We start from the raw sequence: 12030 nt of genomic DNA, 5'->3' as shown, positions 1-12030 counted from the left end.
GTCGTGACCAGGTCCTTGGCGCAGGCCTTGGCGGTGGCCTCGTCGGTCGCCAGGCGGACGTCGTACTCGCGCTCGTAGCGGGCGAATGCCTCGCCCAGCTCGGTCGCGTGGTGGGTGGAGGCGATGACGATCGCGGGCGCTCCTATACCTTCCAGCCTAGTAGCCCGATATCTGAGGACGTCCTGGTCGGAGATCGCCCCCGATCACGTCCATCACGTCCTCAGATATCGGGGTCAGCCGGTCAGGTTGTGCACGTAGCACCACCGCCAGGACTCGTCCGGCTCGGCGGACTCGACCACCGGGTGCAGGCTGTCGTGGAAGTGGGCGGTCGCGTGCCTGCCCACCGACGAGTCGCAGCAGCCGACGTTGCCGCAGGTGAGGCACTGCCGCAGCGACACCCAGCGGGTGCCGTCGGCCAGGCAGGTGGCGCAGGCGGGGTCGTCGACGGTGTCGACGGCGGGGTGCTCCTCGAGGTCGTCGCAGGTGCGTCCGCCGGCGAAGGCGAGGCTCCCGCTGCGTACGCCGGCGCGCGCCGCGGAGCCGGCGTCGAGCATCGACTCCTCGATGTCGAGCATCCCGAGGACCTGGCTCACCACCTCGGACGGCACGTGGCCCCGGCTGCGCACCTTGAGCACCTTGGCCCGCTCGGCCTCGATCATCTCGCCACGGATCCGCGCGTAGAGCTCCGACGGGGTCTCCTCGTCGGTGGCGGTGGCGAGCTGCTCCCAGGCGGCGAAGGTGCGCTGGTCGACGCGTGCCCGCACCTGGTCCGCGACGCCGTGGTGGTCGTCGTACTCCAGCTCGTCGAGCCGGGCGAAGCCGGCGTCGGCCGCCTGCTGCAGCAGCCCGGCGCGGGCGAGGGCATCCTCGGCCGGGTCGGGTGAGGGGACGCCGAGCAGCCGTGTCATCAGCGGCAGGGTCAGGCCCTGCACGAGCAGGGTGCCCGCCACGACGGTGAACGCGACCAGCAGCAGCACCTCGCGGTGCGGGGCGTCCTCGGGGATGACGAACGCGGCCGCGAGGGTGACCACGCCGCGCATCCCGGCCCAGCCGATGAGGAAGCTCCACGAGGCCGGGATCGGGTCGCGCCGGCGCAGGAAGCCGGTGGCCTGCATGTAGACGAGGCGTACGACGACGACCGTCAGGAGGGTCGCGAGGCAGACGAGGGCGATGCGGCTGTTGGGCAGGCTCGAGGCGTGGACGTCCTCGAGGATCCAGTCGAGCTGGAGGCCGATGAGGAGGAAGACGGTGTTCTCCAGCACGAAGGCGACCGTGCGCCAGGTGATGCGCTCGGTGATCCGCGACTGCGCGGTCTGGATGATCGGCGCCTTGTGGCCCAGCAGCAGGCCGGCCACGACGACCGAGATGACGCCCGAGGCGTGGATCTCCTCCGCCGCCACGAACGCCGCGAACGGCGTGAGGAACGAGATCGCGGTGTCCATCAGCGGGTCGGTGATGCGCTTGCGCAGCCAGGCGACGAGGAGGAAGCAGAGGATGCCGATCACCACGCCGCCGCCGGCCGCGAGGACGAAGTCGCCGGCCACTGCGGCGAACGTGACGGCGCCCGACAGTGCGGCGATGGCGGTGCGGAGGGTGACGAGGGCGGTGGCGTCGTTGAGCAGCGACTCGCCCTCGAGGATCGTCACCACCCGTCGCGGCAGCCCGATGCGCCGGGCCACGGCGGTGGCGGCGACGGCGTCGGGTGGCGCCACGACCGCCCCGATCGCGATCGCCGCCGCCCATCCGAGGTCGGGCACCAGCCACTCCACCACCACCGCCACCGCCATCGCGGTGACGACGACGAGCAGCACCGAGAGCCGCAGGATGGTGCCCCGGTTGGCGTTGAAGTCGACCAGCGAGGTCTGGATCGCCGCCGCGTAGAGCAGCGGCGGCAGCAGCCCCAGCAGGACGACCTCGGACTCGAGGTGGATCGTCGGCACCCCCGGGACGTACGCCGCCGCGGCGCCGACGACGACCAGCAGGAGCGGCGCCGGGATGCGGAGGCGTTCGCTGACGGCGGTGGCGGCGAGGACGACGGCTGCCATCGAGACGAGCAGCAGGGCGAGTTCCACCCGGGAAGTCTGGCAGGCCGCGCTGTCAGTGCACGACGTCGTAGCGCTGGAGCGTGATGCCGTTGCTGTACGCCGCGTGCTCGACGAGCCGCAGCCTGGTCTTGTCGCCGTCGGCGAAGAGCCGCTTACCGCTGCCGAGGAGGACCGGGAAGACCAGCAGGTGGTAGCGGTCGACGAGGCCGGCCTGCGCCAGGCCCTGGGCGAGCCGGGCGCTGCCGTGGACGTGGATCTCCCCGCCGTCGGTCTCCTTGAGGGCGGCGACGTCGTCGAGGGACCGCAGCACGTCGACCGTGCCCTCGCCCCAGGGTGCGGTGGGGCCGGGCAGGGTCGTCGAGACGACGTACTTGGGCATCGCGTTGTAGGTGGCGAACTCCTCCATCGACGGCCACACGGGCGCGAACTCGTCGTAGGACTGGCGCCCGAGCATGAGCGCCGTGGCGTCGGCCATCTCGCGGCCCTTGATGTCGTAGGCCTCCTCGACGAAGTCGACGTCGGTGAACGTCCAGCCGGCGTGGGGGTGGTCCCCACCGCCGGGGGAGTCGACGATGCCGTCGGCGGTGATGAACTCGGTGACGACGATGGGTCGCATGTGCTGGTCTCTCTTCCGGGTGTCTTCGGTGGGTGCGGGTCAGGCCGCGAGCAGGTCGTCAACCTGGTTGATGGCCAGGGTCGAGCCCTCGACGGCCCCCATGTCGAGCACCTTCTGGAGGTCCTCGGCGCTGGCGTAGGTGCCGACGAAGGTCGCGCGGGTGCCGCCGTCGGTCTCCGCGAAGCTGTAGCTGTTGAGGGCCTCCGGCAGGTCGGGGTTGGGGGCGAAGGTGTCGTCGAGGGCGAAGCCGTCGTTGAAGTCGAAGCCGGTGGGCTCGTGGACCTCGAGCACGTTCCAGTAGGAGTAGTACTTCTCGCCCTCCGGGCTGGTCATGTAGTACGTCATCCGCCCGCCGGGCTTGAGGTCGTGGTCGACGAAGGTGGCGGGGTAGCCGGGAGGTCCCCACACCCGCTCGAGCTGGCGCGGGTCGGCGTACACCTCCCACACGCGGTCGACGGGCGCCGCGAAGTCCGCGGTGATGGTCAGGGTGCGGGCGTCGAGGTCGTGCTGGACGTCGGTGACAGGCATGGTTCGGTCCGTTCTATGTGTGGGTGGGTGGGTCGGGCGGGGACTGCTGCTGGCGGGCCTGCTCGGCGAACAGCTCGTCCATCCGGGAGATCCGGCCGCGCCACAGGGCCTCGAGCTCGGTGAGCATCGCGCCCACCGACCGGACGGCCTCCACGTCGCCGCTGGCCAGGGCCTCGCGGCCCTGCCGGCGCTTGGTCAGCAGGCCCGCGCGCTCGAGCACGGCGACGTGCTTCTGCACGGCGGCGAAGCTCATCTCGTAGCTGCGCGCCAGGGCCGAGACGGAGTGCTCGCCGGCCAGCACGCGCCGCAGGATGTCGCGGCGCGTCCGGTCGGAGAGCGCGTGGAACCAGGCGTCCGCGCGGTCCTCGTCGTCGGTCATGGGAACAACGTACAACCATCGGGTTGTATGTTGTCAAGGGCACCCGTGGGGGTGGAGGAGGGGTCGGGAAAGCCAGAACTGGGTACGAGTCGGAGTAACATCCACCGCTGGTGCGCCTCTGCGCGCCTGATTCGAGAGAAGTGGGGCACCGCCCGATGCACAGGCTCGTGGAAGGACTCCGTCTCGGGGACCGCTACGTCCTGCAGGAACGCATTGCCTCCGGCGGCATGGCCGATGTGTGGCGTGGCCTCGACGACGTGCTCAAGCGCGAGGTCGCGGTCAAGGTCATGCGCGCCGACCCGGACAACGAGGAGATCTTCGCGGAGCGCTTCCGCGACGAGGCCCTCCACTCGGCGTCACTCCTGCACGCCAACATCACGACCGTCTTCGACTACGGCCACCACGACCACCTGACCTACCTGGTCATGGAGCTCGTCCAGGGCCTGCCCCTGTCGGCGATCATCCGCGAGCAGGGGGCGATGCAGCCCGAGGCGGTGCGGTCCATCCTCGGCCAGGCCGCGCTCGCGCTCGGCACCGCCCACGAGGCCGGGGTCGTCCACCGCGACGTCAAGCCCGCGAACATCCTCGTGCGCGAGGACGGGCTGGTGAAGCTCACCGATTTCGGCATCGCCCGCGCCATCGACACGATCGGCCACACCCGCGTCGGCGAGATGCTCGGCACCCCCAACTACATCAGCCCCGAGCAGGCGATCGGGCAGCCGGCGACCGGTGCCAGCGACCTCTACGCCCTCGGCGTGGTCGCGCACGAGATGCTCACCGGCAAGCGGCCCTTCGACCGCGGTACGCCGATCGCGACCGCGCTGTGCCACGTCAACGAGCCGCCCCCGCCGCTCGGCGAGGACGTCCCGGACGACCTGCGCGACGTCGTCGCCTCGCTGCTCGAGAAGGATCCGGAGGACAGGCCCGACAACGCGCTGGCCGTCGCCGTGTCCCTGGGCGTGGCCCCGGCGGAGCTCGCCGACGTCGACGTCGACCTCGGCTCCGGCGTGCCGAGCGGCGTCGTCGTCCTGCCGGTCACGCCGCTGACGCCCTCGACGCCGCTCCAAGCGGTTTCGGTCACGGACGAGGAGCCGGCCGACGAGCCGGGCGAGTCCGCCGTCAGGCCTGCCGATCGCGCCCCCGCCGACCTCCCGACGATGGCCGCCGGGCCCGAGGAGCTCCTGGACTGAGGTCCCCGGGCTTCGACCGGCGGTTGCGTCAGCGCCTCGACGCCTTGTCGAGGAGTGCGGCCAGCGCGGCGGGCTGGGTGAACATCGGCCAGTGCCCGGACTCGATGTCGACGAGCTCGAGGGCGGTCGCGTCGGCGAGCTCGGGCACGTCGCCGGAGTCGATCCACTCCTGCGCCTGGGCCGGGCTGAACTCCGGGCACACGAGCGTCAGCGGCACTCCGTGGCGGCGCTCGTCGGTCCAGCGAACCGTGCCCTTCGTGACGCCGACCGGCACCGGGTGGGTGGCCGCCGCCACCTCCGCCTTGAGCTCGGGCGACATGTCGTCGGAGTCCGGGCCGGCGAAGGGCTCCCACCCCGGGAACGGCACCGCGTCGCGGTCGGCGTCGAAGAAGTCCGCGTACGCGTTGCCGTCGGTGGTGGGGAAGCCGCCGATGAGGACGACGCCGGTCACCGCGTCGGGGCGCCGGTCGGCCGCCACCCACGCCAGCGTCGACGCCGCGGAGTGACCGACCACGAGCGGCGACCCGTCGGCGGCGTCCACGGCGGCGATGACTGCGCCGGCCTGGTCGTCGTACGACGCCGAGGTGGCGCCGTCGCCCTGCCCGGGCAGCGTCACCGGGATGCCGCGGTGGCCGAGCCTCTCCAGCTCGGGCAGCACGTCGTCCCAGGCAGAGCCGTCGAGCCAGAGTCCGGCGATGAGCACGATGTCCATGGGTTCTCCTTCGATCGGTGGTTCGACCCTCGGCCTCCACGCTAGGGGCCATTCCGGACGCTCCACGTCCGGAACCGGTGCGACCATGACTGCATGAGCGAGATCAGCCCGACCGCGCGGGCGCTGCGGGCGCTGGACGTCCTGCAGGCCCGCCCCGGGGTCACCGCCGCCGAGCTGGCCGAGCGCCTCGGCGTGACCGAGCGCGCCGCGCGGCGCTACGTCGCGATCCTGCGCGAGGCCGACATCCCGGTCGAGTCGACCCGGGGCCCCTACGGCGGCTACACGCTGGGGCGCGGCCTCCGGCTGCCGCCGCTGGTGTTCTCCGCGACCGAGGCCCTCGGCCTGGTGATGGCCGCCCTCGACTCCCACCACGCGGTCGCCGACCCCGACGACCCGGTGGGCTCCGCGCTGGGCAAGATCCTCCGCGTGCTGCCGACCAACGTCGCACGGCAGGCGGCCGCGGTGCACGAGACCGCGCGCACCGTGCCGGAGCGGTCGTCGGTCCGCCCCGACCCGGAGGTCGCGAGCGGGCTGGTCGCCGCGGTGGCGGCCCAGCAGCAGGTCCGCATCGGCTACCGCACCGCGGCCGGCAACGCCCGCACGTTCGAGGTCGACCCGTGGTCGGTCGTGGTGCGCTACGGCCGGTGGTACCTGCTGTGCCACTCCCACCACGTCGACGCCCTGCGCACCTTCCGGATCGACCGGATCACCGAGGTCGAGCGGCTCGAGGCCACCTTCGACGTGCCGGCCGACCTCGACCCGGCCGCCGAGCTCGAGGCCAACCTCGGCAAGGGCTGGGAGCACGAGACCCATGTCGTCTTCGACGTCCCCGTCGAGGAGGTGCGGCCGTGGGTCCGCCCGACGCTGGGCGACCTGCGCGAGCTGCCCGACGGCCGGTGCGAGCTCGTCGGCAGCACCAGCAACCCCGAGGCGTACGCCGGCGAGTGGCTCGCCCACGTGCCGCTCCCGTTCACGGTGGTGGGCGGTCCCGAGCTCAGGGCGGCCGTGACGGTGGTGGCGGAGCGGCTCTCGCGGTCGGTCAGCGGCTGATGCCGACCTCCTTGCCGAGCGTCCAGCCGTCCGAGATGGGCAGGTAGTCACCGCTCCAGAACTTGCCCGGGTCGTACCAGGTCGCGCGGCGGTCGTCGCGCAGGATGCCCATCTCGATGTAGCAGGTGGCCACGATCTCGGCGCAGAACGCGGCCTCCGGCGTGACCCGCTGCCCGCGCTTGCGGTGCGGGACGTACGCGTCGCGGCCCCGCAGCCAGCGCGCGCCGAGCCGGGTGAGGCTGGGGAAGGAGACCCCGTCGAGCCGGGCGATCGCGCGCAGCATGCCGTCCTCCTCGTCGCGGCCGATCTCCGGGCTGAGCTGGCGCACCCAGGCGTCCTGGTCGTACTCGGCCTGCCAGCGGGCGACCGCGTCGCGCAGGTCGTGGAGCTGGACGCCGCGGTGGTGGGCGCCGGTCCAGACGTCGAGCTGCTTCTTGCCGAGCTCGGCGTGGAAGATCAGCGGCGGCAGGTCGTCGACGACCACCGCCATCCCGACGTGGTTGACCGGCGAGTTCGTGACCGCACGGATGGCACGGTCCGGCGCCCGGCGGCCGCGGAACAACCAGATGTCGCCGCTGCGGGTCAGGTCCACCGCCTGGTCGAGGGTGAGGGCCGAGGTCATGCGCGCAGTCTGCACGATCGACGCACGTCCGCCCCGCTACGCTCGGCCCCATGCGCGTGTGGAAGTGGGTCGGCCTGGCCGGCATCCTGGCCGGGGTCGCCACCGGTGCCGCCGTCGCCCGCGACGAGCGGGTACGCCGCCACTACGAGCCGTCGGAGGTACGCGAGCGGCTCCACGCCCGGCACGACGAGGCCGTCGCCCGCGAGGCGGCCGAGATGACCCGGGCGCCGCAGGACTCCTGACCGGCGCCTCACGCCGGGTGATGGTTCTCCCGCCAGGCGCGGTCGACCATCTCGGTGAGCACCGCGCGGTCGAGGTCGGCCACGCGCTTGACGTACACGCAGCCCTTGCCGGTGGTGTGCGGGCCGAGCCGCTCGAGCAGGTCCTCGTTGGAGCCGTAGAACGTCAGTCCGTAGAGGGTGAGGGCGGCCTTGCGCGGCGCGAGCCCGACGGCGAACCACTCGCGCTCCTTGCCGTCGGCCGTCGTGTAGGGCTGGCGGCCGAAGCCGATCATCGACGATCCCCAGACCACCGGCTCCGCACCGGTCACCTCGCGCATCAGGTCGAGCACCTCGCGCGCGTCGTCGCGCCGCCGCTCGTCCGCCGCGGCGTCGATGACCTCCTCGACCGAGGCGTCGTTCGGCTTCGTCTTCCGGTCGCTCATCACGCCATCATCTGCCCTCGCCGGCCCACGCGGGGTAGTCCAGTGGGAAACGGTCGTCCCCAGGCCGTGAGAACGACCAAACGTCACTGGACTACCCCCGGCGGGGGGGGGCTGGACCGCCCCCGCGGCCGAGGACGTACGACGCTCAGCTGCCGAGCGCCAGGCGTACGGCGATCGCCAGCATCACCAGGCCGATCAGCACGTCGAGCACCTGCCACGCGCGGGGGCTCGCGAGGCGCGGGGCGGCCAGCCGGGCGCCGTACCCGAGACCGGCGAACCACCCGATGCTCGCCACGCACGCCCCGAGCGCGAACCACCAGCGCCCGGGCGTCCCGTGGGTGCCGGCGATGGACCCGAGCAGGAGCACGGTGTCGAGGTAGACGTGCGGGTTGAGCCAGGTCAGCGCGACGGCGCGCGCGACCACGCCGCGGCGCGCCTCGACCACTCCGTCGCCCGCGTCGAGCACCTGTGGGCGCCGGGCCCGCAGCAGCGACGTCACGCCGTACAGGGTCAGGAACGCGACGCCGAGCCAGCGGACCACCTCGACCGCCCACGGCGCGCGGTCGACGAGGACGCCGATGCCGGCGACGCCCGCGAGGATGAGCACGACGTCGGAGAGCGCGCAGATCGCGACCACCAGTCCGACGTGGCTGCGGCGCAGTCCCTGCCGGAGCACGAACGCGTTCTGGGCGCCGATCGCCACGATCAGGGACAGCCCGGTCAGCAGGCCCGCGGCGACGTCTCCCACGCAGGACAACCTAGGGCCAGTGGTCCAGACCCCGACCCGACCCTGACAGATGTCAGGGTCGGCTGCGGGTGTTATCCCATGGCCGCGCGTCGGAGGCCCCTGCCAGACTTCGTCCCATGACTGAGCAGCCCACGGGAGGGGCGCCGCAGGGCGTCGCGGCAAGTGCACGGGACCTGGTGAAGGTCTACGGGTCGGAGGAGGCCGAGGTCCGGGCCCTTGACGGCGTGACCGTCGACCTGATGAAGGGGGAGTTCACCGCCATCATGGGGCCCTCGGGGTCCGGGAAGTCCACGCTGATGCACTGCCTGGCGGCGCTGGACACGCCCACGTCCGGGGAAGCCGTCGTCGACGGCACCTCGCTGGGCAACCTGAAGGACAAGGCGCTGACCAACCTGCGCCGCGACCGGATCGGGTTCGTCTTCCAGGCGTTCAACCTGGTGCCGACCCTGACGGCGAAGGAGAACATCCTGCTGCCACTCGACCTGGCAGGGAAGAAGGCCGACCAGGCGTGGTTCGACCAGGTCATCGACGCCGTCGGCCTGCGCCCGAGGCTGGGTCACCGCCCCAGCGAGATGTCGGGCGGCCAGCAGCAGCGCGTGGCCTGCGCCCGCGCGCTGGTGAGCCGTCCCTCGATCGTGTTCGCCGACGAGCCCACCGGCAACCTCGACTCCACCAGCTCCGCGGAGGTGCTCGGCTTCCTGCGCCGCAGCGTCGACGAGTTCGGCCAGACGGTCGTCATGGTCACGCACGACCCCGTCGCGGCGTCGTACAGCGACCGGGTCCTGTTCCTCGCCGACGGCAAGGTCGTGGACGAGCTGCGCAGCCCCGACCGCGACGCGATCCTCGAGCGGATGGGCGCCCTGTCCGCCGCCGCTGCGTCCAGCTCCGACGAGAAGGTGGGCTGAGCGGTGCTCCGGCTCACCTGGCGCAACCTGGTGGCCCGCAAGGTCCGCCTGGTGATGAGCACGCTGGCGATCGTGCTCGGCATCGGCTTCCTCGCCGGCGTCCTCACCTTCAGCCACGGCCTCGGCTCCACCTTCGACAACATCATCGAGGGCTCCACCTCCGACGCGCTCGTACGCACCGAGGGCGAGGTGTCGTTCCAGGCCTCGGGGGCCGGCACGACCAAGCTCGTGGAGCCGCAGGTCGTCGACCGGCTGGGCGAGCTGCCCGAGGTCGCCGCCGCCGACGGCTCCGTCGACGGCGTGGGTGCCTACCTCCTCGGCGAGGACGGCAAGCTCGTCGGCGGCACCGGCGCCCCCACGCTGGTCTTCAACTACTACGACAGCGTCAACGTCGCCGGTGACCCGATCCTGATCCTCGAGTCGGGCGAGTGGCCCGACGCGCCCGGCCAGATCAACCTCGACGCCTCGTCCGCCGAGCGCGGCGGCTACGAGATCGGCGACGAGGTGACGCTGCTGCTGCCCGTCGGCGACCTGCGCCAGCGGTTCGAGCTGGTCGGCACCTCCAACTTCAACGGTGGCGGCACCGCCGGTGCCACGCTGGCGCTGCTCGAGACCAGCCAGGCCCAGGACGTCTTCCTCGACGGCGAGGACGCCTTCACCACGGTGGCCCTCACGGCCGCCGAGGGGGTCAGCCAGACCGAGCTCGCCGACGCCGCCAAGACCGTCCTTCCCGAGGGCTTCACCGCCGTCACCGGGCAGGAGGTGATCGACGAGTCCGACGAGCAGATCGGCCAGTTCCTCGACGTCATCGGCTACTTCCTGATCGCCTTCGCGGTGATCGCGATCGTCGTGGGCGCCTTCATCATCTTCAACACCTTCTCCATCCTCGTCTCGCAGCGGGTCCGCGAGTCGGCGCTGCTGCGCGCCCTCGGCGCGAGCCGGCGCCAGGTGACGCGGTCGGTCCTCATCGAGGCCTTCCTGATGGCCCTGCTCGGCTCGACGCTGGGGCTGCTTCTGGGGCTCGGCCTCTCCCGCGGGCTCGCCGCGGTGTTCCGCGCGCAGGGTCTCGACATCGCCGGCGACGTGCTGGTGCTGACGCCCACGACGATCATCGCGGCGTACGTCGTCGGCATCAGCGTGACGATGGTCGCGGCCTTCGTGCCGGCCCGACGCGCCGCGAAGGTGCCGCCGGTCGCCGCCCTCCGCGACGACCTCGTGGTGCAGGAGAAGGCGCTCGGTCGCCGACGGCTCGTCCTCGGCACGCTCGCCCTCCTCGTCGGGGCCGCGCTCATGGCCGCCGGCCTGGTCGGCGCGCCCGGGGCGGACGCGGCGTGGATCGGCGCGGGCTCGGTGATCTGGGTGATCACGGTCGCCGTGATGGCGCCGGTGCTCGGTCGGCCGGTGCTGCTGGCCTGCCGGACGGTCTTCGGCAAGGTCTTCGGCACCGCGGGCAAGCTCGCCGGTGAGAACGCGCTGCGCAACCCGCGGCGTACGGGCGCCACCGCGTCTGCCCTGATGATCGGCCTCGCCGTGGTGTCGGCCGTCGGCGTGCTCGCCTCCTCGCTCAGTGCGACCAACGACGAGCTCGTCGACCAGGAGTTCCGCAGCGACTTCCTGGTGCAGTCGCCGAGCTTCCAGGGCTTCCCCACGAAGATCGGCGACGAGATGGCCGAGGTCGACGGCGTCGGCACGATCTCGCGGATGCAGGGATCGGTGGCGCTGGTCAAGCAGGACCAGAGCTTCGTGGCGGGCGTCGACGACGAGTTCGCCGAGATCTACGAGCTCGACATGCGACGCGGCACGCAGCAGATGCGCGGCGACCAGACCATCCTCAGCGAGTCGACGGCCGGTGAGCTCGACGCCGACGTCGGTACGACACTGCCGGTGGCGTTCCCGGGCGGTCAGACCGTCGACCTCGAGGTCGTCGGCGTCTTCGAGGACACCCCGATCACCAGCGGCGTCACCATGCCCCTCGGGGTCCTGGAGGACGCCGGGCTGCGGCGCAACGACAGCACGCTCAGCATCAACGTCGCCGAGGGCGCCGACGTCGACGAGGTGCAGGCGGCGCTCGACGAGGTCGTCGCGGACATCCCGGTCGTCACCGTGCAGGACAAGGAGGGCTTCGCCGAGCTGATCAAGCAGCAGGTCAACCAGCTGCTGTTCCTGATCTACGGCCTGCTCGCCCTGGCGGTGATCATCGCGGTCATCGGCATCGTCAACACCCTCGGCCTCAGCGTGATCGAGCGGACCCGCGAGGTGGGGCTGCTCCGGGCGGTCGGCCTGTCGCGGCGCCGCCTGCGGCGGATGATCACCCTCGAGTCGATCGCCATCGCGGTGCTCGGCGCGGTGCTCGGCCTGGCGGTCGGGCTGCTGATCGGGGTCGCGCTGCGCGAGTCGCTCAAGGAGGACCTCACCGTCCTGTCCCTGCCGCTCGGCTCGCTCGTGGTCTTCCTCGTGATCGCCGTCGTGTTCGGCGTCCTCGCCGCGATCGTCCCGGCCGTCCGCGCCTCGCGGATGAAGGTGCTCGACGCCATCGCCACGGAGTAGCCCGACCCTGCTGTCCGACCGGGG

The 12030-nt window shown here is 72.1% G+C and carries 13 protein-coding genes; 5 read left to right on the top strand and 8 right to left on the bottom strand.

Features of this window, described 5'->3' with window-relative positions; all coding sequences use genetic code 11:
• Positions 1-233: 233 nt before the first annotated feature.
• Genes HOO61_RS04355 through HOO61_RS04340 form a run of 4 tightly spaced genes read right to left on the bottom strand, consistent with a single transcriptional unit; the run spans position 234 to position 3568 of the window.
• On the bottom strand, positions 234-2072 hold the full coding sequence (locus HOO61_RS04355; protein WP_172257236.1) for a Na+/H+ antiporter: 1839 nt from the start codon (positions 2070-2072) through the stop codon (positions 234-236).
• A gap of 25 nt (positions 2073-2097) precedes the next feature.
• Positions 2098-2661 carry a dihydrofolate reductase family protein gene (locus HOO61_RS04350; RefSeq protein ID WP_172257235.1) on the bottom strand — a complete coding sequence of 188 codons (564 nt, stop codon included), beginning with the start codon at positions 2659-2661 and terminating at the stop codon, positions 2098-2100.
• Positions 2662-2700: 39 nt separating this feature from the next.
• Positions 2701-3189 (bottom strand): SRPBCC domain-containing protein, encoded by a 489-nt coding sequence (locus HOO61_RS04345; RefSeq protein ID WP_172257234.1) that lies wholly within the window; start codon positions 3187-3189, stop codon positions 2701-2703.
• Positions 3190-3202: 13 nt separating this feature from the next.
• Positions 3203-3568: a helix-turn-helix transcriptional regulator gene (locus tag HOO61_RS04340; RefSeq protein ID WP_172257233.1), complete on the bottom strand. Its 366-nt coding sequence runs from the start codon at positions 3566-3568 to the stop codon at positions 3203-3205.
• A 167-nt stretch (positions 3569-3735) separates the two neighbouring features.
• Between HOO61_RS04340 and HOO61_RS04335 the strand changes: the two genes are divergently transcribed.
• Entirely contained in the window at positions 3736-4758 is a 1023-nt protein-coding gene (locus tag HOO61_RS04335) for a serine/threonine-protein kinase (RefSeq protein WP_216658541.1), read from the top strand.
• A gap of 28 nt (positions 4759-4786) precedes the next feature.
• Here the strand turns inward: HOO61_RS04335 and HOO61_RS04330 are convergent, their stop codons facing one another.
• Positions 4787-5470 carry an alpha/beta fold hydrolase gene (locus tag HOO61_RS04330; protein WP_172257231.1) on the bottom strand — a complete coding sequence of 228 codons (684 nt, stop codon included), beginning with the start codon at positions 5468-5470 and terminating at the stop codon, positions 4787-4789.
• A gap of 93 nt (positions 5471-5563) precedes the next feature.
• Between HOO61_RS04330 and HOO61_RS04325 the strand changes: the two genes are divergently transcribed.
• Positions 5564-6520 (top strand): YafY family protein, encoded by a 957-nt coding sequence (locus HOO61_RS04325; protein ID WP_172257230.1) that lies wholly within the window; start codon positions 5564-5566, stop codon positions 6518-6520.
• Here the strand turns inward: HOO61_RS04325 and HOO61_RS04320 are convergent.
• Positions 6510-7142 carry a hypothetical protein gene (locus tag HOO61_RS04320; RefSeq protein WP_172257229.1) on the bottom strand — a complete coding sequence of 211 codons (633 nt, stop codon included), beginning with the start codon at positions 7140-7142 and terminating at the stop codon, positions 6510-6512. The genes HOO61_RS04325 and HOO61_RS04320 overlap by 11 nt on opposite strands.
• Positions 7143-7192: 50 nt before the next feature.
• Between HOO61_RS04320 and HOO61_RS04315 the strand changes: the two genes are divergently transcribed.
• On the top strand, positions 7193-7384 hold the full coding sequence (locus tag HOO61_RS04315; RefSeq protein ID WP_172257228.1) for a hypothetical protein: 192 nt from the start codon (positions 7193-7195) through the stop codon (positions 7382-7384).
• An 8-nt stretch (positions 7385-7392) separates the two neighbouring features.
• Here HOO61_RS04315 and HOO61_RS04310 read toward each other — a convergent pair whose 3' ends face one another.
• A complete protein-coding gene (locus HOO61_RS04310) occupies positions 7393-7806 on the bottom strand; it encodes a DUF1801 domain-containing protein (protein ID WP_172257227.1) in 414 nt (137 codons plus the stop codon).
• Positions 7807-7951: 145 nt separating this feature from the next.
• Positions 7952-8554 carry a LysE/ArgO family amino acid transporter gene (locus tag HOO61_RS04305; protein WP_172257225.1) on the bottom strand — a complete coding sequence of 201 codons (603 nt, stop codon included), beginning with the start codon at positions 8552-8554 and terminating at the stop codon, positions 7952-7954.
• Between the two features lie 116 nt (positions 8555-8670).
• Here HOO61_RS04305 and HOO61_RS04300 point away from each other — a divergent pair, with 116 nt between their 5' ends.
• Entirely contained in the window at positions 8671-9459 is a 789-nt protein-coding gene (locus tag HOO61_RS04300; protein ID WP_172257223.1) for an ABC transporter ATP-binding protein, read from the top strand.
• A 3-nt stretch (positions 9460-9462) separates the two neighbouring features.
• Positions 9463-12006: an ABC transporter permease gene (locus tag HOO61_RS04295; RefSeq protein ID WP_172257221.1), complete on the top strand. Its 2544-nt coding sequence runs from the start codon at positions 9463-9465 to the stop codon at positions 12004-12006.
• Positions 12007-12030: the final 24 nt, after the last annotated feature.

Source organism: Nocardioides sp. zg-1230 (assembly GCF_013155335.1).
Taxonomy (GTDB): Bacteria; Actinomycetota; Actinomycetes; order Propionibacteriales; family Nocardioidaceae; genus Nocardioides.
The sequence above is the reverse complement of the archived record's forward strand: the minus strand, read 5'-3'. Positions and strand labels throughout refer to the sequence as shown.